This window comes from Methanocorpusculum sp., from assembly GCF_030655665.1.
Lineage (GTDB): Archaea > Halobacteriota > Methanomicrobia > Methanomicrobiales > Methanocorpusculaceae > Methanocorpusculum.
The window spans coordinates 34,634-59,328 of the sequence record NZ_JAUSPQ010000007.1; the positions used below are offsets into that span (position 1 = coordinate 34,634).

General features: G+C 50.1%; 21 protein-coding genes. 11 read left to right on the forward strand and 10 right to left on the reverse strand.

Features of this window, described 5'->3' with window-relative positions; translation table 11 throughout:
* Positions 1-404: 404 nt before the first annotated feature.
* A complete protein-coding gene (locus tag Q7J08_RS05270) occupies positions 405-1,529 on the forward strand; it encodes a 4Fe-4S binding protein (protein ID WP_304910648.1) in 1,125 nt (374 codons plus the stop codon).
* Between the two features lie 300 nt (positions 1,530-1,829).
* Positions 1,830-3,128, forward strand: coding sequence for a 4Fe-4S binding protein (locus Q7J08_RS05275; protein ID WP_304910649.1), 1,299 nt, complete (start codon positions 1,830-1,832; stop codon positions 3,126-3,128).
* A 36-nt stretch (positions 3,129-3,164) separates the two neighbouring features.
* On the opposite strand, the gene Q7J08_RS05280 is transcribed toward Q7J08_RS05275, so the two are convergent.
* From Q7J08_RS05280 to Q7J08_RS05305, 6 genes are read right to left on the reverse strand one after another with little or no spacing between them, the layout of a single operon-like run.
* Positions 3,165-4,289 (reverse strand): isocitrate/isopropylmalate dehydrogenase family protein, encoded by a 1,125-nt coding sequence (locus Q7J08_RS05280; RefSeq protein ID WP_304910650.1) that lies wholly within the window; start codon positions 4,287-4,289, stop codon positions 3,165-3,167.
* The gene (locus Q7J08_RS05285; protein ID WP_304910651.1) at positions 4,286-4,762 is read right to left on the reverse strand and encodes a 3-isopropylmalate dehydratase small subunit; all 477 of its coding nucleotides are present in this window, start codon (positions 4,760-4,762) and stop codon (positions 4,286-4,288) included. Before Q7J08_RS05285 ends, Q7J08_RS05280 begins: the two co-directional genes overlap by 4 nt.
* Before the next feature lie 3 nt (positions 4,763-4,765).
* The gene (locus Q7J08_RS05290; RefSeq protein WP_304910652.1) at positions 4,766-6,016 is read right to left on the reverse strand and encodes a 3-isopropylmalate dehydratase large subunit; all 1,251 of its coding nucleotides are present in this window, start codon (positions 6,014-6,016) and stop codon (positions 4,766-4,768) included.
* Between the two features lie 40 nt (positions 6,017-6,056).
* Positions 6,057-6,560, reverse strand: a complete 504-nt coding sequence (gene ilvN / locus Q7J08_RS05295; protein ID WP_304910653.1) for an acetolactate synthase small subunit — start codon at positions 6,558-6,560, stop codon at positions 6,057-6,059.
* Positions 6,557-8,254 carry a biosynthetic-type acetolactate synthase large subunit gene (gene ilvB / locus Q7J08_RS05300; protein WP_304910654.1) on the reverse strand — a complete coding sequence of 566 codons (1,698 nt, stop codon included), beginning with the start codon at positions 8,252-8,254 and terminating at the stop codon, positions 6,557-6,559. Before ilvB ends, ilvN begins: the two co-directional genes overlap by 4 nt.
* Positions 8,226-9,740 carry a 2-isopropylmalate synthase gene (locus Q7J08_RS05305; RefSeq protein ID WP_304910655.1) on the reverse strand — a complete coding sequence of 505 codons (1,515 nt, stop codon included), beginning with the start codon at positions 9,738-9,740 and terminating at the stop codon, positions 8,226-8,228. Before Q7J08_RS05305 ends, ilvB begins: the two co-directional genes overlap by 29 nt.
* Positions 9,741-9,937: 197 nt before the next feature.
* Here Q7J08_RS05305 and Q7J08_RS05310 point away from each other — a divergent pair, with 197 nt between their 5' ends.
* From Q7J08_RS05310 to Q7J08_RS05335, 6 genes are all read left to right on the forward strand, one after another.
* Complete coding sequence (locus Q7J08_RS05310; protein WP_304910656.1) at positions 9,938-11,506, forward strand: 2-isopropylmalate synthase; 1,569 nt, start codon at positions 9,938-9,940, stop codon at positions 11,504-11,506.
* Positions 11,472-12,560 carry a ketol-acid reductoisomerase gene (gene ilvC, locus Q7J08_RS05315; protein WP_304910657.1) on the forward strand — a complete coding sequence of 363 codons (1,089 nt, stop codon included), beginning with the start codon at positions 11,472-11,474 and terminating at the stop codon, positions 12,558-12,560. The genes Q7J08_RS05310 and ilvC overlap by 35 nt, the downstream gene beginning before the upstream one ends.
* 405 nt (positions 12,561-12,965) lie before the next feature.
* Positions 12,966-13,763, forward strand: a complete 798-nt coding sequence (locus Q7J08_RS05320; protein ID WP_304910658.1) for a 2-amino-3,7-dideoxy-D-threo-hept-6-ulosonate synthase — start codon at positions 12,966-12,968, stop codon at positions 13,761-13,763.
* Between the two features lie 44 nt (positions 13,764-13,807).
* On the forward strand, positions 13,808-14,674 hold the full coding sequence (locus Q7J08_RS05325; RefSeq protein WP_304910659.1) for a prephenate dehydrogenase/arogenate dehydrogenase family protein: 867 nt from the start codon (positions 13,808-13,810) through the stop codon (positions 14,672-14,674).
* Positions 14,671-15,468 (forward strand): prephenate dehydratase domain-containing protein, encoded by a 798-nt coding sequence (locus Q7J08_RS05330; protein ID WP_304910660.1) that lies wholly within the window; start codon positions 14,671-14,673, stop codon positions 15,466-15,468. The genes Q7J08_RS05325 and Q7J08_RS05330 overlap by 4 nt, the downstream gene beginning before the upstream one ends.
* A 1,095-nt stretch (positions 15,469-16,563) precedes the next feature.
* Positions 16,564-16,986 carry a DUF3795 domain-containing protein gene (locus Q7J08_RS05335; RefSeq protein WP_304910661.1) on the forward strand — a complete coding sequence of 141 codons (423 nt, stop codon included), beginning with the start codon at positions 16,564-16,566 and terminating at the stop codon, positions 16,984-16,986.
* A gap of 4 nt (positions 16,987-16,990) precedes the next feature.
* Here Q7J08_RS05335 and Q7J08_RS05340 read toward each other — a convergent pair whose 3' ends face one another.
* Genes Q7J08_RS05340 through Q7J08_RS05355 form a run of 4 tightly spaced genes read right to left on the reverse strand, consistent with a single transcriptional unit; the run spans position 16,991 to position 19,959 of the window.
* Positions 16,991-17,704, reverse strand: a complete 714-nt coding sequence (locus Q7J08_RS05340) for a CpXC domain-containing protein (protein WP_304910662.1) — start codon at positions 17,702-17,704, stop codon at positions 16,991-16,993.
* Positions 17,701-18,327 carry a CpXC domain-containing protein gene (locus Q7J08_RS05345; RefSeq protein WP_304910663.1) on the reverse strand — a complete coding sequence of 209 codons (627 nt, stop codon included), beginning with the start codon at positions 18,325-18,327 and terminating at the stop codon, positions 17,701-17,703. Before Q7J08_RS05345 ends, Q7J08_RS05340 begins: the two co-directional genes overlap by 4 nt.
* Entirely contained in the window at positions 18,327-19,082 is a 756-nt protein-coding gene (locus Q7J08_RS05350) for a dihydroorotate dehydrogenase electron transfer subunit (protein ID WP_304910664.1), read from the reverse strand. The genes Q7J08_RS05345 and Q7J08_RS05350 overlap by 1 nt, the downstream gene beginning before the upstream one ends.
* Positions 19,075-19,959 carry a dihydroorotate dehydrogenase gene (locus Q7J08_RS05355; protein ID WP_304910665.1) on the reverse strand — a complete coding sequence of 295 codons (885 nt, stop codon included), beginning with the start codon at positions 19,957-19,959 and terminating at the stop codon, positions 19,075-19,077. Before Q7J08_RS05355 ends, Q7J08_RS05350 begins: the two co-directional genes overlap by 8 nt.
* A 140-nt stretch (positions 19,960-20,099) precedes the next feature.
* On the opposite strand from Q7J08_RS05355, the gene argH reads away from it, so the two are divergent.
* From argH to gatE, 3 genes are read left to right on the forward strand one after another with little or no spacing between them, the layout of a single operon-like run.
* Positions 20,100-21,578 carry an argininosuccinate lyase gene (gene argH / locus Q7J08_RS05360; protein ID WP_304910666.1) on the forward strand — a complete coding sequence of 493 codons (1,479 nt, stop codon included), beginning with the start codon at positions 20,100-20,102 and terminating at the stop codon, positions 21,576-21,578.
* On the forward strand, positions 21,575-22,810 hold the full coding sequence (gene gatD / locus Q7J08_RS05365) for a Glu-tRNA(Gln) amidotransferase subunit GatD (RefSeq protein WP_304910667.1): 1,236 nt from the start codon (positions 21,575-21,577) through the stop codon (positions 22,808-22,810). The genes argH and gatD overlap by 4 nt, the downstream gene beginning before the upstream one ends.
* Positions 22,810-24,639: a Glu-tRNA(Gln) amidotransferase subunit GatE gene (gatE, locus tag Q7J08_RS05370; RefSeq protein ID WP_304910668.1), complete on the forward strand. Its 1,830-nt coding sequence runs from the start codon at positions 22,810-22,812 to the stop codon at positions 24,637-24,639. The genes gatD and gatE overlap by 1 nt, the downstream gene beginning before the upstream one ends.
* Positions 24,640-24,695: the final 56 nt, after the last annotated feature.

Sequence of the window (24,695 nt, forward strand, 5' to 3'; positions counted from 1 at the left end):
CTAATACCTGTCATATACATTCTTAATTTTTTCGACAAAAACCGGAAAGTGGGGACATACTGTAACTCGAAAAAACATAGTATCTCATAGGTCCCGATGTATTTTCCAGTCTGTCCTGAGTTTTTCATCACCACATATGAGTCATTACATACACATTCATCATAATTTGTTGACACATAATCATAATTATTAGACATTTAAGATTAAATATACTAAATTTGAAAAAAAAATATCGTCATTAATAATGTATTTATCCTTGTGAGTGAGAATATGCAACATAATGAATTGTCATACGATGTATAATCGTACCGTTGAAAATTATTGACATATCTAGGGAAGTTCAGATGGGAATGAGCACGATATATCCAAAATATTCTTGGAGAAGAGAAGGAGATACGGTAATTATGGAGCAGCGTCTGCTCAAAACAATAACTCACCTTCACTTATTTACCACCCGGTGTGCAGGCTGCGGCGTCTGCGTAGATGCCTGTCCAAAGGAAGCAATTCACCTTGGCATGGTCGGCGCATCTATCCGCGGTTTAACTGAAGACCCTCCCATATACATCGACCCGGCAAAATGTTCCTATTGTGGTGTCTGTGTGATTCTCTGTCCGTATTACGCACTTCGCCTGGAAATAGACGATAAACCAAGGCTTCCCATTTTGGAACATGGAGGATTCCCAACCTATGATGCTATTGCGGAAATTGATCTGGAAAAATGTGTCCGTTGTACAATCTGCTATGAAGTATGTCCAAACAACGCAATCATTAATGATATCCCTGTTTTTGAGGGGAAAGGGGAGGGAGGCGTCCCGCGCCAGAATGCACTCAACGCAAAGACGACGTTCGTTGTGGAAAAGGATAAATGTTCTATATGCGGGATATGTTCCTCCTTATGTCCGGCAATAACACAGAAACGTGTTCCGTTTAGTGCAGAAAATATTGGTTTTCAAGGAGAAATCCTCTGGAATGAAGAACTCTGTGATGCCTGCCAAATATGTGTCGAGGCCTGTCCCTACAATGCAATCACCGTCGAGCGGAAAATTAACGCCAAAACAAAACTTCCGGGAAAAGTCTCGATTAACAAAGCCAAATGTATGTTCTGCAACTGGTGTGAACAATCCTGCCCTACGAAGGCCATTCATATTGATATGGCCTTTGTAGGCGCAATCCGTGTTAATACCTGGACGTGCCCAGGCGGTTGTTCCACTTGTATTGATATCTGCCCATGCCGGGCATTGTTCCTGCCAATCCCGGTACCGGTGAGCGAGATGAATAATGATAGTATCAGACCAAATATTGCAATAAATTATAAACTTTGTAATGTCTGCGGCGCATGCGTGAATGCATGCCCGTCCGAAGATGCGATCAATATGAGAAGAACCGGCATCCACGTTATCGGAGAAGAAACCGATTTGTACAAAAAGATCCTGGCGAAACTGTGTGTTCCCCGGACATCCAAAGTGGTGGAATCCAAATTCGGGACAAGCGAAACGAAAGTACTGCCGCCGCTAAAAAAGAAGAAGTGAACTAACAGATAGCAGGATGATGAACTCATCCCCATTCACGTTCCTGTTGATTTGAAACTCTTCAATGCATCTGCAGAAGAGCATGATAAGATACCCCGGAAAAATCGATTTTAACCCTGTTTTGAGAATCATTATTGATGGTAAATCATGAGAATCAAGATTTTCTGTCGTATTTTCGCTGAGAAATAAATTGAACGGCAAATATAATTCAAATTGCAGCAAGTGTAAAATATATATTACATAATGTAATACATACTAGTCAATTAAATTTGGAGCGATGCTATCCTCTGGTGAAAACTGATGAAAAATAAATTACGAAAATCTCTGATGATGATTGGAGGTACAGCATTTCTTGCAGCTCCCGCATGTGCTGCCGTATGTCCTCGGGGTCATTCAGAATGCCCGTATCCCGGCAAGTGTTTTCTCTACGTTGATGCTGATGGAAACTCTCTGTGCGACTACACTTCCACAGATTCGGGTTCTACAGTAAGTACGACAGATGCATCAGCAATATCTGAGAATTCTGTGCAGGTAGCATCTGGAAGTCAGACTGACAGTGTTGGCGATATCGTTTCGTCTGCTGTATCTACAGAAAGCATAACTACATCATCCGCAGACTCGGGACTCAGTCCGCTGGTATTTTCTGCGGCAGGACTCTTGATTGGCGGTGCACTCATTCTTTTCCTGTATTTTGCGATGAAATATCTCAGGAAAGAAAAACCGGAAGCATACGGGAAAATATTTTTCTATGCAGGTTTTGTCCCGGTCCTGCTTGGAATACTGATCATTCTCAATGATCCTGAGTCATTTGGATTTACAGGGACATTGGCTGATATAGCTGCATCTTATTCAGGCATCATGTATATGTTTGGAGGCACCCTTCTGATGGCTGCCCTCTGGATGAGAAAAATCCTTTCAAAAGCGGCTTTGATCTCTGTACTTCTCCTTACATCAGCGGCAGGATTTTTGCTTGTCGTGCCAATAACACCGGACGGTTTTTACGTAACCGTATCATCAATTTCTACCCTTTCATTTGCTGGTCTTGGTTTTGCGGGATTGTTGGCGCTTATCATTATCTCAGTTATCTTCGGCCGTGTGTTCTGTGCTCACATGTGTCCTGCGGGGGCACTGCAGGAACTGCTCTCCCGTATACCCGTGAAAAAACTGCAGATCAACAACAGGAAGATCCCAAACACAATACGTGCTCTCGTGTTTGTAGCCCTTTTGACAGGTGCGGTATTTTCCTATAATATCTTTGAATATGTCGGCATTTCGTCGTTCTTTGCCCTCATGTTTACAACGGCAGCGTTCGTGTTTGCTATGATCCTTCTTGTATCGGTCTTCGTCTACAGACCATTCTGTACGTTCTTATGTCCGTACGGATTTGTTCTTTCATTGTTTGCACGTTTCGGACGTTTCGGCCTGAAAAGGACGAACACATGCATCAACTGCAGAAAGTGCGAGAGGATCTGCCCGACAAAAGAAGCAGGAAGGAAGGACACAAAGGCTGAGTGCTATCTCTGCGGAAGATGTATCGAAGTCTGCCCGGTTGAATCAGCTATCGTATACGGAAAAAGGACGCATAAGCGGGAAAAATAGTAGTAATCTAAAAAAAGAAGGGGATTCAAATCTGGATTACCTTCTCAGAATATCCTTCGCGATCCAGTCGCCGATATCCGACGTATGCATTGATCCGCCCATATCCTTGGTGACCGCCTTTGCAAGGATCGAATGTTCAATCGAGCTGACAACAGCTGATGCCGCCGCGTGCTCACCGAGCGAATCCAGCAGAAGTGAGCCCGACCAGATCGTTGCAAGCGGATTTGCTACATTCTTTCCTTTATACTTCGGCGCAGATCCATGGATCGGCTCGAACATCGACGTCCCCTTCGGGTTGATGTTTCCTCCCGGTGCAAGACCCAGACCTCCCTGGATCATCGCCCCAAGATCCGTGATGATGTCCCCGAACATATTCGGCGTGACGACCACATCGAACCATTCCGGATTCTTCACAAACCACATCGTGATCGCATCAACGAAGTTATATTCGGTTGTCACGTTCGGGTAGCCCTTCTTCGTCTCCTCGAACACTTCACGCCAGAGTCCGTACACATCCGTCAAAACATTCGCCTTATCGACAGACGTCAGTTTCTTTTCCCGGGTTTCCGCAAGATCGAATGAATACTCCATCACGCGCTTCGAACCCTCGCGGCTCACGACGCCGATCTGGTACGCAAGTTCATCAGAATCGGTTTCCACATCGATCCCGAACTTGACCGAGTAAAGATCGCGGATCACCTCTAAATGATCCCGCTGTTTCCCCGCCTTAGCGCGTGAACCGATACCCACATAGAAGTCCTCGGTGTTTTCCCGCACGACCACGAAGTCGATATCCTCGGGCTTCTTATTCGCGAGAGGGGTCTCGACTCCCTGCAGCAGTTTGATCGGACGGAGATTTACATACTGATCGAAGTAGAATCTGATAGCGAGCAAGACCCCTTTCTCCAGGATTCCCGGTTTGACCCGGTCATCACCGATAGCGCCGAAGTAGATCGCCGGGAATTTTCCCAGTTCTTTCAGTTCATCCTCAGAGATCAGTTCCCCGGTCTGCAGATACTTCTCTGCTCCGGTATCGAAATCGGTCCAGTTGATATCGAACCCGAACTTCTCTCCGGCAGCGTCCAATACTTTTCTTCCTTCGGCAATGATCTCAGGACCAATGCCGTCGCCCGGCATACATGCCGCATTATATTTTGTCATTTATTTCCTCGCATTTTTGCGTATTCAACAAGGCCGCCAGCCTCAACTATTCTCATCATAAACACCGGGATCGGTTCAAGCGGATACTGCTTTTTGTTTACTTCGATGTATGCCTCCTTGAGGTTCACGAAAACCTCTGCTCCGTCGGCAATCTTGTCCGTATCCGGACAAACGAGCGGCAATACTCCGGTATTTATCGCATTCCGGTAAAAGATCCTGGCAAACGATTTTGCAACCACAAAACCGATACCTGCTCCTTTCAATGCAAGGGGTGCATGCTCACGCGATGAACCGCAGCCGAAATTCCTGCCGGCAACTATCACATCTCCGTCTTTTGCCTCTGCAGCAAATTCTTTCCGGGTGCCTTCGAAAGCATGCGATGCAAGCTCTTTTGGATCATAGATCGTCAGGAATCGACCCGGAATTATTGCATCGGTATCGATGTCGTCCCCGAACTTCCATGCTCTTCCCATGATTCAGACCCTCCTTGGGTCGGTGATCACGCCGGTAACCGCGCTCGCTGCAGCGGTCGCAGGAGAAGAGAGATACACGAAACTCTCGGTACTTCCCTGTCTTCCCCGGAAGTTACGGTTCGATGTCGAGAGGGAAACCTCTCCGGGAGCTAAGATCCCGAAAGCTCCGCCCATACACGGACCGCAGCACGGTGCTTCAACGAGTGCCCCTGCTTCGACGAACTTCTCGATAAGTCCTGCTTTGAGGACTTTCATGTACTCGGCTTTGGATGCCGGGACCATGATCACGCGAACATCTTCAGAGAAGACATTGTCGCCAAGAACCTCGGCCGCCTCAACAAAGTCTTCGTATCTGCCATTCGTGCATGATCCGATGAAGACCTGATCGATCGATTTACCGGCGACTTCGGTCACATCGACAACATTGTCGACATTATGCGGGACCGCGATCTTCGGATTGATCTTGGAAACATCATAATTTCGTTTTTCAAAGAAGACAGCATCCTCATCGCTTGCGAGGGAAAACGGCGTGCAGTCCGTTCTTCCCCGCAGATACTCCCAGGTTTTTTCATCCGGCGGGACGATGCCTGCCTTTGCTCCCATCTCGATGGCCATGTTTGCACAGGTCATTCTTCCGGGAATATCCATGTCGGAGAATGCGTTCCCGCAGAACTCAAGAGCCCGATAGGTCGCGCCGTCCGCACCGATATCGCCGGCGAGCGTCAGGATAAGATCCTTGGGACCTACCCGGTTCTGGAATTTCCCGTTTGCATTGATCTGGATAGTGTCGGGAACTCTGAAATAAAGTTCGCCGAATTTCAGAACATATGCCATATCAGTCGAGCCGATACCGGTGGAAAATGCACCAAGGGCACCATATGCACAGGTATGCGAGTCCGAGCCGACGACGATATCGCCGGGTTTTACGCGTCCCTTTTCGGGAACGACCTGATGACAGACTCCCTCTTTTATGTCATAGTTGTAGATACCCTGTTCGCGGGCAAACGTTCTCATCATCACATGATTTTCTGCTGCGCTGATAGAATCAGCAGGGATCTGATGGTCGAAGAGCATGATGACTTTTTTCGGATCAAAGACACTGCCTCCTCCCATCTCTTTCATCACATTGATCGCAAGAGGGCCTGTGATATCATGTATCATCGCACCGTCGACCGGTGCCATTACTACATCTCCTGCTCTGCACTCTTTTTTGCAGTGGGCGGAGAAGATTTTTTCTGTTATGGTCAATCCCATTTACATCACTTTCAGTTTTTTATTGTAGTTCATAGTCTTTTTACTGACGAAGAGCGGAGCCCGAGGATCCTCTCTGCAGAGCAACTCTGCCGGTTCGGACGAGTTCCAGAACACCGTAGGGACGCAAAAGGGACTCCATCGCAAAGATTTTTTCCGAGTCGCCGGTGATCTCAAGAACCAAGGTCTGAGCACCGACATCGATGATTTTCGCCCGGAAAATACCGGCGATCTGCATCACTTCGGAACGCTGAGATCCAGGTTCTGCATGAACTTTGATCATCGCGAGTTCGCGTTCGACATGCTCTTTTTCCGTGATATCCGTGATCTTTATGACATCGATCAGCTTATTGAGCTGTTTTTTTACCTGTTCAATGTGCATATCGTCACCGATAACCACGATCGTGATCCGGCTCATACCCGGCGTTTCACAGGTCCCGACAGCAAGACTTTCGATGTTGAATCCTCTTCGTGAGAAGAGACCGGCAACCCGTGCGAGGACACCCGCCTTGTTTTCAACAAGAACACTGATGATATGCTGTTTCATGTGTCGGACCCTCCGTTGTGATTATGTTTTCCGATCATTTCGCTGATAGCAGCACCTGCCGGAACCATGGGATAGACATTTTCTCCACGCTCGATTTGGAAATCCAAGAGATACGGACCGTCATAATCTAACGCGGTCCGGAGAGCCTCGTCGATCTGATCAACGGAATCAACTCTCATCCCCTGAATGCCGTAGGCTTTTGCGATCCCAACAAAATCAACGGACGGCAGTTCCGTGTAGGAATATCTTCTGTCGTAGAAGAGTTCCTGCCACTGTCTGACCATCCCGAGATACATGTTGTTCAGGATCACGATCTTCACCGGGACCTTGTACTGCGCGACGGTGGCAAGTTCCTGAATATTCATCTGGAAACTCCCATCACCGGCGATCACAACAACCGTCTCATCGGGCTTGGCAAACCAGGCCCCTATCGCAGCCGGAAATCCATATCCCATCGTTCCAAGACCCCCTGAGCTGATCCACTGGCGGGGCTTTTTAAAGCCGTAGTGCTGTGCGGTCCACATCTGGTTTTGACCGACTTCACTTACGATTATCCCCCCGCCGTCAAGGAGTTCAGAGAGCTTGCGGATGATGTTCTGCGGATGAACTTTCCCGTCATTTACCACCCGTAACGGATGATTTTTCCGCCATAACTTCACCTGTTCCAGCCATGGTTCAGAGATGCAGCCTTTCTTTTCCGCCAGACAGATCATATCGGCAAGGACGGATTTGGCATCGCCCACGATCGGCACGTCAGGATTGACATTTTTCCCGATCTCGGCGGGATCAATATCGATATGGATGATCTTTGCATGCGTTGCGAAATGACTCAGCTTTCCGGTTACACGATCATCGAACCGAGCACCTATCGCAATAAGCAGATCTGACTCGGATACGGCGTAATTTGCATATTCTGTCCCGTGCATCCCGAGCATTCCCAGATTTAACGGATGAACTGCCGGGATCGCACCAAGACCCATCAAGGTTGTCGTGACCGGGAGGCAGAAGAGTTCGGCCAATCGGACCATCTCTTCTGATGCACCTGCTGCAATTACTCCCCCACCCGCATAGATCACTGGTTTTTTCGCGTTGTATATCAGCTCAAGGGCCTTTTTGATCTGTTTGGAATGACCTTTTAATGTCGGCTTATATCCTCTGAGTTCAGGCTCGCCTGAGAGAACTTCTTCCGCTGCAACTTTTGCTGTCAGGACATCTTTGGGTAAATCGATGAGAACCGGGCCGTTACGTCCGGTTCCTGCGATGTAAAACGCGGCTTTCACCGTCATTTTGATATCACGCGCATCTTTTACCAGATAGTTGTGTTTGGTGATCGGCAGCGTTATTCCGGTGATGTCAGACTCCTGGAATGCATCATTTCCGAGCATTCCTGTCGGAACCTGACCGGTAAGTGCAACGATCGGAACCGAATCCATGTTAGCCGTAGCAATTCCAGAAATGAGATTGCAGGCTCCGGGACCGGATGTCGAAAGACAAACACCGACGCGTCCGCTCGCTCGTGCATATCCATCCGCTGCATGAACGGCTGCCTGCTCATGTCTTACAAGGATGTGTGTTAGCTCCGCATCATATAGCTCGTCATATATCGGGAGGACAGCCCCTCCCGGATATCCGAATATGATTTCAACACCCTCTTCTTTTAAGCTTTCAATCAGTATTGCTGCGCCTGTTTTCATTCTCATCTCTCAGTAATCTATTCATGCCTGCTATTACCGCCTCGACACTTGCCTCTACGATATCCGTTCTGGCACCCCGGGAGGTCAGAACCCTCCCATCCTTTCTCATTTTCACCGTTACATCGACCAGCGCATCTGTTCCACCGTTGATCGCATCCACATGAAACTCCTCAAGCGTGATGTCGCCGAACTGGGCGACCGACTGCTGAAGGACCTTGATGGTCGCATCGACCGGACCGGTCCCGGTAGCGGCTCCCGTAACCTTCACCCCGTTTACGAACATCGTTGCCGATGCCGTCGGAATCGCGTTACTCCCGCTTACGACCGTGAACTGTTTAAGGCTGATCACCGGTTTGCATTCAAGGAGCATCACCGAATCTGCGATCGCCATAACATCGGCATCGGTCACTTTCATGCCCATATCACCGACTTTCTTGACTCGCGCAACGATCTCGGCAAGATGTTTTTCTCCGGGTTCGTAACCAAGTTCCTTCAGGGCCGACTGAACCGACGCGGTTCCAGAATGTTTTCCAAGAACGATTCTTCGTTTTCTTCCTACCGTTTCAGGCGACATTGGTTCATATGTCGTCGGATCCCGCAGGAGTCCGTGTGCATGGATCCCGCTTTCATGGGTAAATGCCATTCCGCCGACGATCGGCTTATTGGCTGCGAGCGGTATCTTTGTCATCTGCGATACAAGGGTCGACAGTGCATAGATCTTGGTCGTATCGATCCCGGTATCATAACCGTATAGCTTTTCAAGCACCATCACAACCTCTTCGAAGGGCACGTTTCCTGCACGTTCGCCCATCCCGTTGATGGTCGTGTGGGCACAGGTAGCTCCCGATCTTAACGCCGAGATAGTATTCGAAAGAGCCAGTCCAAGGTCATTGTGACAATGGATGCTCAGGGGTGCGAAGCATAAAGGCGGGATAACCTCTGCGGTCCTTTCAGGCGTTAACAGCCCTACGGTATCACAGAAACAAAGCCTGTCAGCTCCGTGTGCTACTCCATCTCTAAAAAGTCGGGCCAGATATTCCTGATCTGCCCTCGAAGAATCTTCGCCCGAGAGTTCGACAGTAAGCCCTCTCTCTTTGGCATATGCAACGGTTTCCATTGCCATTGCATAGACTTCTTCGCGGGTTTTCCCGAGTTTTTTGGTTATATGAAGGTCAGAAACCGGAACTACAAGATGCACCGAATCCACACCGCATTTCACGGCAAGATCGATATCTTCGGTCTTTGCTCGCGCATATGTGCAGATCTCTGCGTTGAGTCCCGCGTCAGATATCAGCTTTATAGCCTCTCTTTCGCCTTCGGAAGCGATCGCGGATCCAGCCTCGATCACATTCACGCCGATTGCGGAAAGTTCTTCTGCGATTTTCAGTTTCTGTACGGGTGTCAGAGAGACGCCCGGCGTCTGTTCCCCGTCACGAAGTGTCGTGTCCAGGAAACGGATGTTTTTATAGCCAAATAAAACAATCACTCATGGGATTAAACTCCGGTTAGATAGTCTACATTCGATTGGTATATATAAGTTTTGGAGAATCACGAGAATCACGCGCTCCAAAAAATGATTTTTTAAAAATAGCGCATAATACCGGGCATGATGTCGGTTTTTGACGGATGAAGAGAAAGATTTATAATATTGTAATGCATTGATACTGGGTATGTCTCAGGAAGATGGGATCGGAGCAGTCACTGCGAAAGTGGCGGATTGCATTCTATTGCGATAAAAGTACAGTCAACACGAACAAAAGAGTGACTATTTTAGACACCACACTTCGTGATGGTGAACAGACTCCCGGCGTGTCATTCACACTGGAGCAAAAAATTGAAATCGCGCATCAGCTGTCCGATATCGGCGTTGATGTGATTGAAGCTGGCTTTCCGGCATCTTCGGATGTCGAATTTGAAACGGTCAAGAGGATCTGTGCTGAAGAGGGTATCCGCCCCCTGATATGCGGACTCGCACGCTCAGTAAAAGCGGATGTGGATCGTTGTATCGAGGCCGGCGTTGATATGGTCCATGTGTTTATTCCCGCATCTGAGATCCAGAGAACCTATACCATCAAAAAAAGTCATGCAGAAGTCCTGGCAATTACCCGGGAGATCATTACGTATGCACGTTCAAAGTGCGATCATGTGATGTTCTCACCGATGGATGCGACCAGAACAAAACCGTCAGAGCTGGTCGAAGTCTGTAAAGCAGCAGATGAAGCCGGCGTGACGATAATCAACATTCCCGACACCGTCGGCGTAAGCACTCCGTCGATGATGAAACCCCTCGTCGCGATGATCCGCGAAAACGTCAAATGCAAAATCGACGTGCATTGCCACAACGATTTCGGTCTGGCGACCGCAAACACCATTGCAGCAGTTGAAGGCGGAGCTGATCAGATCCAGGTCACCGTCAACGGTATCGGCGAGCGGGCAGGAAATGCGGATCTGGCCCAGACGGTCATGATCCTGAAATCGATCTATGGAATGGAAACCAACATTCAGACAGAAAAACTGGTCGAAACATCAAGACTGGTTTCCAGATTATCACAGATCGCCGTCCTCCCAATCCAACCGGTAGTGGGCGACAATGCATTCTCGCACGAAAGCGGGATCCACTCCCACGGCGTAATGGCAAACCCGGGAACATTTGAACCCGGGATCATGACGCCCGAAATGGTGGGTCACCGAAGACGCTTAAAGCTTGGAAAGCATGTTGGAAAACATGCCGTTCGGCAGATGCTGGAGGACGTAAACGTAAATCCGTCCGACCCGGAACTGGACATGATCGTCGCAAAGGTCAAGGAGATCTCCGGACGCGGACGAAAAGTAACCGAGTTCGACCTTTTCGAGATCGCAAAAAGCATCACCGGCAGTCATGATGACAAAAAAATGATCGAGCTGGATGATATTTCGGTATTTACCGGAAGCCATACGATCCCGACGGCAAGCGTACGGGTCGTGGTCCACGGGGAAAACAAAACCTGTTCCAGAACAGGAGATGGTCCTGTGGATGCAGCAATGAAGGCGCTTTTAGCGATCGCGCCGGGAAAAGTTCAGTTAAAGAGCTTTAAAATCGAGGCGATATCAGGCGGGAGCGATGCGCTCGGCTGTGTCACCATCGAAGTTGAAGACGAGAAAGGCAGGATCTTTGATGCAGCTGCTTCAAACAGTGACATCGTGATCGCATCCGCTGAAGCGATGGTGAATGCCCTCAATGTCGTTTACCGTTCAGGCGGATTCGACAGATAAACTATTTAATCATAAGAAGGTTAAATTACACAGTATTTACCAAAAAAGGAAGGAAAAAAAGATGATGGAAAAATATCATGAAACGGATGCGGACCTGAAAAATCTCTCAGGAAAAAAAATCGCAGTTATCGGCTATGGATCACAGGGAAGAGGCCAGTCACTGAATCTGAAAGACAGCGGCCTTGATGTGATCATCGGGATCAGAGCAGGAAAGAGCAGAGATCTCGCAAAGAAAGACGGATTTGCAGCCTACGACGTCGCTGAAGCTGCAAAGAAAGCAGATGTCATCATGATCCTCGTCCCCGACGAGACCCAGGCAGCAGTCTACAAAGCCGAGATCATGCCTTACCTGACAGAGAACAAGTGTCTCATGTTCTCCCACGGATTCAACATCCACTTCGGTCAGATCGTTCCCCCGGCAAACGTTGATGTGATCATGGTCGCACCCAAAGGTCCGGGCCACATGGTCAGAAGAACCTACGAAGAAGGAAAAGGTGTCCCCGCACTCATTGCGATCGAGCAGGACCACACCGGAAACGCAAAGAAATTCGCTCTTGCTTATGCAAAAGGAATCGGCGCGACCCGAGCCGTCGTTCTTGAAACGACCTTCAGAGAAGAGACCGAAACCGATCTGTTCGGCGAACAGGCTGTTCTCTGTGGAGGAGTCACCTCTCTCATCAAAGCAGGATTCGACACCCTCGTCGATGCAGGATATGCGCCCGAGATGGCATACCTGGAAGTTCTGCACGAGATGAAGCTCATCGTCGACCTGATCTACGAAGGCGGATTCACCAAAATGCGTGAAGCGATCTCCAACACCGCACAGTACGGTGACATCACCCGTGGCCCCCGTGTCATCGGTGAAGAATCCTACGAAGCAATGCGCGAGATCCTCTACGAGATCCAGTCCGGCGAATTTGCCAAAGAATGGATCCTTGAAAACATGGTCAACAGACCGGTCTTCAATGCACTTACCCGTGCTGACGAAGAGCATCTGATTGAGGAAGTCGGATCAGAACTCCGTGCAATGATGCCCCAGTTCAAAAAGAACTAAATTTCCCCTCCACTTTTTTTACGATTTTTATCGAACTGCTCTGCAGAATAAACATCCAGAGCACATGGTTTTATTACCGATCACGTGAAATGGTACTGGTATGTGTGACGGATGTCTGCCAGCAGAGCGAGGAATCGCAGCTAGCAGAAGCTCTGTACTGAGCACATCGCACAATTCACCTTTTGAAGATGTTCTGTCTGTGATCGCAGACACCCTAGCATCGGTATACTTCAGCGTAGCTGGCATTTTTAGCATTAGCTATGTATTCTGGTTTAGACAGTAGTCAAACTGCACCAGAATAGATTTCCATAAAATAACTCAAGCCTTTTATCGGGAACTCCTCTGGTGCAGTGGATACCAGATTTTTACAAAATTACCTGAATATTAAAAACACCGGAGAAAAAAATGAGAGGAAAAGAAATCAGACTCGAAAGAATCATGAAAAGAGATACAGGAACGACCGTCATTGTCCCGATGGATCACGGCGTGTCCAGCGGACCCATTCCCGGACTGATCGATCTGGAAAGATCGGTCGATCTGGTCGCAAAAGGCGGAGCCAACGCAGTAATCGGTCATATGGGCCTCGCCCTACACGGTCACCGAAAAGGCGGTCCTGACATCGGATTGATCCTGCATCTATCCGCAAGCACGGATCTGGGACCCGATCCGAACAACAAAGTCCTGGTCAACAGCGTGCAGAATGCGCTCAAAATGGGAGCAGACGGCGTTTCCATGCACGTAAATATCGGAGCCGAGTATGAAGCAAACATGCTTAGCGACCTTGGACGGGTCGCGATCGAGTGCATCGAATGGGGAATGCCGCTTCTCGCGATGATGTACCCCCGGGGAAAAGACATCACCTCCGAGAACATGCATGAAGCCGTCAAACTCGCGGCCCGTGTCGGCTCCGAACTTGGGGCTGACATCATCAAAACGGTTTACACCGGAGACCCGGATTCATTCAGAGAAGTGACCGAAGGATGTCATGTACCGGTAGTAATTGCCGGAGGTTCCAAGATGAGTGACTTTGCCACGATGCAGCTGATCGAAGGGGCGATGGAAGGCGGCGCTGCCGGAGTATCCATCGGAAGAAACGCATTCCAGCACAAATACCCTGACAGATTCGTCAGAGCTGCAGCGATGATCGTCCATGAACGCAGAACTGCAGAAGAGGCGATCGAGATCCTCCTGACCGAGGATTGAAGAGGGTCTGAAACGAAACAGAGGATCATCAGGTCAGGCAGTATATGAAACGAACCGCAGGAGATGAAGGGGTGGATCCGGGAAAAGTCGTTGGGATAATCGGCGGATTCGGCGGCATGGGACGGTTGTTCTCGGCTGTCTTCGAGAGGGCGGGGTACAAAGTCCTCAGTTCCGGAAGAAAAACGCCCGTCTCAAATGCGGATATCGCCTCGACCTGCGGCATCGTGATCATCTCGGTTCCTATCCATGACACCATCCGGGTGATCGATGAGATCGCCCCTCTCATGAACGAAAAGCAGGTTTTCTGCGATCTTACCTCCATAAAAACCGCCCCGATCGACGCAATGCTGAGATCCAAAGCGCAGGTCATCGGACTCCACCCGATGTTCGGTCCTTCGGTCTCCACGATCTCCGGTCAGACGATCGCTGCATCGCCCGCCCGATGTGATGAAAAAACCCGGGAAATGCTCTATCAGATATTTAGAAACGAAGGAGCGAAGATTTGTCCGATGGAGCCGAAGGAGCATGACAAGATCATGAGCATCGTCCAGGGTCTTGTACACTTCACGACCCTTTCCGTCGCCGAGACGATAAAAAACACCGGCATCCCGCTGGAAGCAATTCTTCCGGTGATGAGTCCGGTGTACCGGATCGAACTCGGGCTGGTCGGAAGGATACTCGGGCAGGATCCTTCACTGTATGCAGACATCCTGCAGATGAATCCGGAAACGACCGGTATTATTGAAATGCTCTCAGATTCGGTCGCTTCCCTGAAAGAGATCGTCGTATCAAAGGATCCGGAGAAGTTCGCCGCATTCTTTACGGAGAACAGTGAGGCATTCAGATCCTATATCCCCCAGGCAACAGAAGAGACCGACCTTATGATAAAGACACTGGTGAAAATGAAATGACATTAGCAGTACTTGGCCCGAAAGGCACGTTCTCCTGCGAGCTTGCCGAAAAAATCAGGGAAGAGAACGAGGAGATCCTTCTGTTTTCAACGATACGGGATGTTTTCACGGCAGTTCTCGAAAAAAATATCCGGGGCATCGTTCCGGTTGAAAACAGCGAGGCGGGCGGCGTCGGGGAGACCTTGGATGGCCTATTACAGACGGAGTGCCGGATCACCGCTGAATACTATATGCCGATACGCCATTTCTTCGTTTCACGCTATAGTCCGGACGAGATATCGGTCATCTACACCCACCCCCAGTCGCATGAACAATGCAGCATCTATCTGAACTGTTTGAAAGATGCCGCCATTATCCACACGAGCAGCAATGCTCAGAGTGCGAAAGAGGCAGCAGTTGTCAGCAAATCGGCGGCCGTAACGACAAAAAGCGCAGCGAAATTGTATGATCTGCCGATACTGCAGGAAGATATCCAGAACTCAAAAAACAATACCACCCGGTTTCTTGAGATAACAGCCGGCGTTTCGCATCCGGATGATCCGGAAAAATGCAGTGTTGTTATCATCCCAAGAGAGAACCGGCCGGGTCTTTTATACGGGATCCTGGGGATCTTTGCGCGCCAGGGGATCAATCTGACACGTATCGAGTCGCGCCCATCGAAGGAAGGAATCGGCAGATATGTCTTTTTCATCGATTTTGAAACGAATCGGGGATGGCAGGAAACGATCGCGGAGTTGAAAGAGATCACCGGCGTGAAGGAGCTTGGGTGCTATAGAAGGAAGAACTACGCATAAACGGGCGTGCTCGGCACACGTTACGAACCAGATCCTGCATCGAAACCCGGCTCATAAACGTATCTGATATATTAGTGTGAAGTTGAGGAGGTGGCATTTTGCATCATGCTTCACTTGACACTATATTATATAATTCAAATAGGACTTACGCGGTGTTGGTGTGGCTCCAATTCGGGAAGGAGTTTGTTGGGTGTAGAAACCTGAGAAAAAACCAACCGCGAATCGGCGCGAATCCGCCCTTCGGGCGAGGCGAATCGGATTTGCTGACCCTCACTCTCGCTCGTTGGGTCTAGTCGCAAGGCAAAGCCTTGCTTGGCTGAGGTCGTCGACTTCGTCGCCAACCCGCTCGACCCAACGGCTCGTCCCTTCATCGGGACCGTTCGGGCAAATCCTGTCGGCGCCCCAGCGCCTCCCGTGGGGAGAAATTCATTGAGCAGTTCTTAATCTGAAAAATATCCATTTTACTGACAACCACGACATAAGATCAAGAGGCAAATCAATAATGGGAGCCGCTGGGGCGGCGACAGGATTTGCCCGAACGGTCCCGATGAAGGGATGAGCAAGACAGCGAAGCTGGATTGCGAAAGTGAGGGTCAGCAAATCCGATTCACTTCGCCCGAAGGGCGGATTCGCGCCGATTCGCGGTTGGTTCTTTCTCTTGTGTCAAAACGAATGCCGTACACGAAATCGAAGTACATCTCATAAGCACGTCAGTTTTTTTCATTTGAGATCACACCACGTAACTCCTATTCAAAAATGAAACTGCGGAGAGAATAGCGATTCCTTTTTTACCCAGTAGTGCGTAGTAAATAAAGCCTGTTCCCAAAACCTGTTTAGCGGCGGTAAGGGAACAGGCATCCGTTTCTTTAAGCAAGTTCTGTGCTGTTTTTCTTAGTAGTCACATCCAGATCACCTGATGGCTCATTACACAGATACATAACAGAGCATCCGTATTTCTCCCGACATCACGACAACGAACTTGCACTATTATAATAGTGCATTTGAGAGGTGTCGACATACATCATTTCGGCATTAGATGGTTTTATCTATCTCCTGGAAAATAGTATTACTTGTTGAGGTGTGTGGTGAATGAAGATGCCCGATACGATACCCGAAGAAATGTTTGCTCCCTGCGGCATGGACTGTATGGCCTGTTACCGGCATTGCGTATCAAAAAAAGCCTGTGAGGGATGTTTTGGGGAAACAAATCAAAAAACAGAGCACTGCCGCAAATGCACAATAAAAAACTGTGTCAGGGAAAAAGGAATACCATTCTGCTTTTCCTGCAAAAACTACCCCTGCAAAACAATAAAAACGCTCGAAAAAAGAACTTTGCATCGATATGGTCAGAGTCTCATAGAAAACAGTCTCCAGGTCAAAGAACTGGGACTTCCCGCATTTCTTGAGAGAGAACGGGACAAATGGACCTGTCAGAAATGTGACGGAATCATTTCACTGCATGACAATGAATGCAGCGAATGTCATACCTTTTTTGGAAGAAACAGGATCTCGATGTGAAAAATCAGACGTTTTCCTCGTCTGAATCTTCATCCTGATCTTCTTCAGAATCTTCGTCAGGATCTATCTGATCACCAAGACGTTCGAGGATCCACTGCTGATCGATCGCCGCGCACTCCGTGATCGGCACATCCCAGATCGGCTCTCCGGTGAGAACACATGTCTGATACAGAGCATACGGCATCTCCAGATTGCCGAGGTACTCCTCTTCTCGGAATGCTGCAAACACAAGCACCTCTTCGCCGTCGACGACCTCGCGCTTCGTGAACTTCAGCTCATCCGGGATCTTTTCCGGATCATCATCCTGCATCTTTGCAAGGGTCAGGACCTTAAATAGCTCGATCACCCGGTCGTCAAGTCCTGCTTCGAAGATGAAGATCTTCTCTTTCAGGGCATTCACATCCGCAACAAGCCGCAGCGGTCTTTCATGATAGATCACCTGATCGGCAATATCTCCCTCGATACCGACCTCGCGGTCCTCGCATTCGGGTTCGAGATAGAGCAGAAATCCGCCGTTCGTTTCCTTATCTTCATACACGAACGGATATCCCGCATATCCGGCGAACCCGCATTTATCGCAGGTAAACTCAAAAAGCTCCCCGGTGAGGACCTTTTCCCGCATCTCGGGATCGGTCGTCACGTTCACCGACGGGCAGATCGTGATCGTCTGTTCATTTTCGCAGACAGGGCAGATTATAACATCTTCATCAGTGATCATACGCGGATCCACTCTTTATCGACTACGGTATATCCTTCGACAGGGCGTTCCCAGATCACGTGCATAAGCATTTTGATCTTTTCATAGGTATCGAACGGGATCTTGATCGGATCAAGATACTCGGTCCCAAGACGCGGAACAAAGATCAGCGACCTGCCTTCACAGGCGAACCGGTCCTCGGCATAATACAGAGCTTCCGGCATGAGCTTCTCCTTTTTTGATTCCATTTCTTTGAGGATCGAATCCTTCACAAGCTCAATGATCCGGTCATCCAGTTTGTCACGGAAGATGAAGATCTTCTCGCGCAGATCGTCCTGGGTGTGGACAAGTCTCATCCGGATCTCGGGCACAAGATGCGCGGGCAGAACGTTCGGCAGGTTTGCCGTGCGGTCGGTTGAATCAGGCTGGAAGAAGAGCGAGAACTTTTCGTTCAGATCATGATAGAGAAGCGGGTATTCAACAGCCCCGGAAAATCCGCAGTTGTCGCAGACGAGCATCGTCAGCGATCCGTCGAGGAATTTCTCACGAAGGTCATGGTTCGATGCGTTGATACTCTGATGAAGAGTAAACTCCTGTTTTGACCCGCACTTCGGGCAGGTGATGACTTTTACTTGTGATTTCATTACTCTTTCCTCCCGCTTGGGCCGCGGTGATGGTGCGCGAATTCACCGGTTTTTATCAGGTCGCCGGTGAAAACCGGACCGTCTTTGCAAACTCTGAGTCCATGATCGTCCATACAGCAGGATCCGCAGACGCCGACCGCGCATTTCATGTACCGGTGCATGGAGAACTGACCGCGGTTTTCGATCCCTTTTGCAACCAGACGGTCGAGGATCCCTTTCATCATCATCTCTGGACCGCAGACACAGATCGTATCGTATGATTCAACATCGATCTGATCAAGAATGCCGGTCACAAATCCGTGGAATCCAAAGGTCCCGTCATCTGTGGCGATCTTGAGGTCGCTGACTTTTGCGAGTTCCTCGGCAAAGACGAGTTCTTCGCGGGTCCGTGCCCCGAGGATAAACGTGTCGACCTCTCCTGATGCAGCGAGGGTGAAGAGCGGGGTGACCCCGATCCCTCCGGCGATTGCAAGTACTTTTCCGCTCGGCCAAAATCCATTGCCGAACGGACCGCGGATACCGATTTTATCTCCGGCTTTCAGTGAGAAGAGCGCTTCTGTGGCATCTCCTACTTTCATGACGGTGATGGAGTTTGCCCCGGAAAATGCCATCGGGATCTCGTCGACTCCCGGGATCCAGACCATACAGAACTGACCGGGTCTGAATGCAAAGAGTTTGTCGAAGACGAACGTTTTCACGGTGGGCGTTTCATTGACGACTGTTGTGATCGTGACGACCTCGGGCATTTCAGACATGGGCACACCCCACGATCTCCTCTGCGGGTATCCCGTCTGGAGAGTAAAGATCAGCTGCTATTTCCGAAAATACATTGACTGAGTCATGGATGGCGCTGCCGATCTCGACGGCGGAGGCGCCCGCCATCATCATTTCGAGCACATTATCTGCAGTCGAGATACCGCCGCATCCGATGATGGGGATGTCGACCGCTTCATACAGGTCGTAGACGCTTCTGAGTGCGATCGGGAAGATCGCTTTGCCGGAGAGTCCGCCGAAGAAGTTTCCAAGGACCGGGCGGCGCATTTCGGTGGATATCCGCATGGCTTTTACGGTATTTATTGCGACTATCGCGTCGGCTCCGCCGTCTTCTGCGGCTTTGCCAATTATTTTGATATCGGTCACGTTGGGGGTGAGTTTGACCCAGACGGGTTTATTGTATGTTTTGACGATATCGGTGCATTCCCTGACGATGCGGGGGTTTACCCCGATGGATGCCCCGTATCCTTCGGCGTGCGGACAGGAGAGGTTCAGCTCGAATGCGGCGGCATCCGGAAACCAGGAAGCTACGGTGCCGAACTGTTCGGGGGTCCCGCCGAAGATGCTGACGACGACCGGCTCTCCCTTGAGGGGAGCGATCTCTTCGACGAAGTCTTTGGACGGGTTTGGCAGTCCCATGGCATTGATGAGTCCGCCGTCGACCGGGATGAGGGCGGGTCCGTGATGGCCGGGAATCGCTTCCGGGCCGATGGATTTTGTCACGACGCCTCCTGCACCGAGATCAAGCATTCGTTTTAATGATGCACCGGTGGTCCCGAGGATCCCTGCTGCAAGGAGCATATGATTTTTGAGAGGGACACCGGCGATCTCCTCTTCTGGAAGCTGTATCTGGATCATTGTATTTCTTGAAGGTACTATTCGCGGTTTTGGGTTATGTAACTCTCTATCTTCCTGCGGTTGATCTCCCCATATCCGGAAAAGACTATCAACCATTTTAACTCTACCGCACTAAATAAGTACATAGGTTTAGAGTTTACATGGCAACAGATCAGATACGCAAAGGAAGGCTGGACGGTGTACGACCCGAGGCGGTCGAACGCTATCTTTCTTCGATGGAAGCGGACAAACAGATCGCATCGAGTGATATCCGGGTGGACATCGCCCACATCCTGATGCTCAAAAAACAGAATTTGATCGATGGGGTCTCCGCAAAAAAACTGCTGACAGCTCTGCAGGGTTACCTGGAAAACGGTCTCCCTGAGGATGCATTCGATATGACCCGTGAGGATATCCATGCCGGGATCGAAGCACAGCTCATCGCCGATGCAGGTTCAGATGCCGGAGGCCGCATGCATCTGGGTCGGAGCAGGAACGACGAGGTCGCGACCTGCCTTAGAATGCGTACCCGTGAACTGATTATCGATACATTAATCGCCCTATTTGAGCTGCGTCAGTCACTCATATCCCGTGCTGAGGAGCATACGACCACAATAATGCCCGGTTTTACGCATCTTCAGCACGCCCAGCCGACAACTCTCGCCCATTACCTCCTTGCCTACGAAAGCCTCTTTGCCCGTGACACGTCCCGTCTTTTCGACGCATATACCCGTGTGAATATCTCTCCTCTGGGTTCAGCCGCCTTTGCCGGAACGGGTTTTCCGATCGACCGTAACCTCACCGCCGAATACCTCGGATTTGCAAACCCGATGGAAAACAGCATGGACGCTGTTGCGAATCGTGATTTTATCGCAGAAACGCTCAGCGATCTTGCCATCCTGATGACAAATATCAGCCGGATCTGTGAAGAGCTGATCCTCTGGTCGACCTCGTTTGTTAAATTCGTTGATCTGGATGATGCCTACTGCTCGACAAGCAGCATTATGCCGCAGAAGAAAAATCCGGACACACTAGAGATCATGCGGGCAAAAAGCGCCGCCGTGATCGGTGAACTTACCGCTGCTCTCACCCTGATCAAATCCCTGCCTATGAGCTATAACCGGGATCTTCAGGATCTGAACCCGCATCTCTGGAATGCGTTCCATCAGACAAATACTTCGATCCCTCTCCTCGCAGAAATCATTTCTACTGCAGAGTTCAATGTTCCTGCGATGAAAAAGCAGGCAACGGTCGGCAATACTACCGCCACCGAACTTGCTGATTTCCTTGTCCGCGAGTATAATATTCCATTCAGAACTGCCCACAACATAGTCGGCAGGGCAGTTAAACTCGGATCCCTCGATCTCGATGTAGTGAATGGTGCGGCAATAGAGCTTGCAAAGATCTCACTCAAAGAAAAGGGACTGACTGAAGACACGATCAAAAAAGTCCTTCATCCGGCAACTATCCTCCGGCAGAAGCAGAGTTTCGGCTCGCCGAATCCGAAGATGATGAAAAAAGCCGTAAAAGTCGCAGATATCCGTCTGGTCCAGGACCAGGTGACCGGCGATATCCTGCAGGATCAGCTGAGAGATGCTGATGAAAAAATGAAAACAGCTATACAGGAACTTGATTTATGAATCTGAATAACAGTGACCCGGTAACCGTAGAATTTGCGGGAATCGAGATGGACGGTATTTTTATCAACCGTTCCGGCGAACATGCGATCGTAAAACTTTCGAGCGGCTACAATATCTGTGTCCCCGAATCGCTCTGCTCACCAAAGGAAAAGACCGCCTCTGCAGAAAAACCAGCAGTAATTCCTTTGAATCAGGATGCATCCCTGCCGCTTCTCTCAATAATCTCGACCGGCGGTACGATCGCAAGTACCGTTGATTACCGAACCGGTGCCGTATCATCAAAATTCACAGCCGAAGATATTCTCCGAAGCATCCCTGAACTTGCCGGGATCGCCCGTTATCATACGCTTCAGCCCTTCCAGGTCTTATCTGAAAACATGAATCCCGCCATGTGGCAGGAACTTACCCGGAACATTCACGACGAGATCCTCAAAGGTGCTCAGGGGATCATTGTCACGCATGGAACCGATACCATGCTCTATAGCGCTGCGGCCGTTTCCTTTATGCTGAGTACGCCTGTCCCAATCATATTCGTCGGAGCTCAGCGGAGTGCCGACCGTCCAAGCAGTGACAATGCAATGAATGCGATCTGCTCAGCAAAAGCTGCCGTCAGTGATCTTGGCGAGGTCGTTATCTGTATGCACGCAAACGAGAGCGATACGAAATGTGCTCTTCACCGGGCGACCAGAGTCCGCAAAAATCATACATCCCGCCGTGATGCGTTTCAGAGCATCGGCCGTGAGCCCGTCGGCAGTATAGAATATCCCGAAGGTACGGTCGTTCTCGCAAAAGATGCCGTCCTTCGCGGAACAAAGGAGCTTCGTCTCTCTGATAATCTTGTATCGAACTGCGGTCTTCTTCAGTATTATCCTGGTATGAATCCGGCGGTCATCGATGCATTCAAAGGCTACAAAGGTCTTGTGATCGCAGGAACCGGTCTTGGACATGTGGGAACTGATTGTATCGAGAGTATCACCCGCCTTACGGCGTCCGGAACTACCGTTATCATGACCTCACAGTGTCAGGCCGGCAGCGTGTGTGATCGGGTGTATGAGACCGGACGTGACCTTCTGGATGCGGGTGTCATCGAAGGAGGAAGTATGCTTCCCGAAGTCGCACTCGTAAAACTTATGTGGGTGCTAGGAAATGCCACCCGAAAAGAGGATATTCGCCGCCTTATGCAGACGAATCTCAAGGGTGAACTTGAATATGATCTCTGGAGGTGTGCATAATGGATTATGCAGCAATAGGTCTGAAAGCAGGACTGGAGATCCACCAGCAGCTCAATACCACAGAAAAGCTCTTCTGCCACTCGCCGACGGTCGTTCGCGACTCAGCCGAACACAACGGGGAGATCAGCAGGTATCTTCGTATCGCAACGTCCGAGATGGGCGATGTGGACCGTGCAGCTAAAGAAGAGCTGATGAATCAGCGTCTGTTTACCTACTACACGTATGATTCCACCGGTCTTGTCGAGATCGACGAAGAGCCGCCTGCCCCCCTGAACCCTGATGCACTTGACGTCGTGCTGACGATCGCCAAGATGTTTGACATGACTCCCCTTCCGGAGATCCACACGATGAGGAAGATGATCGTGGATGGTTCGGCAACGAGCGGGTTCCAGAGAACTGCCCTGGTCGCGCTGAACGGATCGATCGAGCACTCCTGTAGGGTCGAAACCATAGCAGTCGAAGAAGAGGCATGTCAGCGTATCGAGGACACGATCTTCTCTGTCGACAGACTGGGGATCCCGCTTATCGAGATCACCACCTCACCCTGTATGAAGACCCCTGACGAGGTCCATGATGTCGCTCAGTATATCGGTATGACGCTTCGCTCGACCGGTCGGGTAAAGCGTGGTATCGGCACGATCCGCCAAGACGTCAATGTCTCGATCAGAGACGGCGCCCGTGTGGAGATCAAAGGTGTCCAGGAACTTGATCTCATCGCCGAGGTCGTCCGCCGTGAGGTCCAGAGGCAGCTCTCTCTTCTTGCGATCAAAGACGAACTTGTCGCGAGAAATGCAATAGTCAACGGAGAAGTGTATGATGTTACCGCCGTCTTCTCCCAGACCCAGTCCCAGGTTTTGAAGAAAGCCCGCGTCATTCTTGGAACCGTTCTTCACGGTTTTAACGGTCTCGTTGGTCTGGAGATCCAGCCGGATCGCCGTCTGGGGTCGGAGATGTCCGATTACGCAAAGAAATGCGGTGTCGGCGGGCTCTTCCACACCGACGAACTTCCGGCATACGGCGTGACCGAAGCCGAGGTTCATGTCCTCAAAGAAACACTCGGCGCCGGGCCGAATGATGCGGTGATCATCGTTGCCGCCACCGAGCAGAAGTGCCGGTGTGCCATGCAGATGATCATCCGCCGTGCGAAGATGGCATTCGAAGGTGTTCCCGAGGAGACCAGAAAGATGCTTGAGGGTGGTTCGACCGCATATATGCGCCCGCTTCCCGGCGCGGCACGTATGTATCCCGAGACCGACATCCTTCCCGTTCCGGTCACGAAAGAGTACTGGGAAAGTATCGCGATGCCTGAACTTTTGTCGGTGAAGGCTGAACGTTTTGTCTCCGAGTACGGACTTGATGCCGGCATGGCGAGACAGATGGCATTCTCTGAAAAACTTCCGCTGTTTGAGCGCGCAGTTGCCGAAGGAGTTCGTCCGGTGTTTGCGGCAAGAACGATCCTTGCTTCACTCAAGGAGCTTTCACGTGCCGGGATCTCCTCTGAAACGTTGTCGGATGACGCCATTATCGCGGTAATGAAGACCGTTGAAGCAGGAAATGCGGCAAAAGAAGCCGTTCTCGATATCCTCACGGCATGTGCCAAAGGGATGTCAGTGTCAGATGCGGTCAGTCGTGTTGCCCCTGCATTCTCCCGGGAGGAACTTCAGGATCTGGTACACGACATCGTGTCCGACCGGGTGGATTTCATCCGCACACGCGGCAAGGCGGCCCTTGGCCCCGTCATGGGTCTTGTCATGAAGGAAGTCCGCGGAAGGATCGACGGGAAAGTTGTTTCCGAAGTACTGGATGAGGAGCTTGGCCGTATCATCTGAGTATGTACGGTTGAAGTATAGAGATATGTTTAAGTGACTGGGGCACTAACAAAATA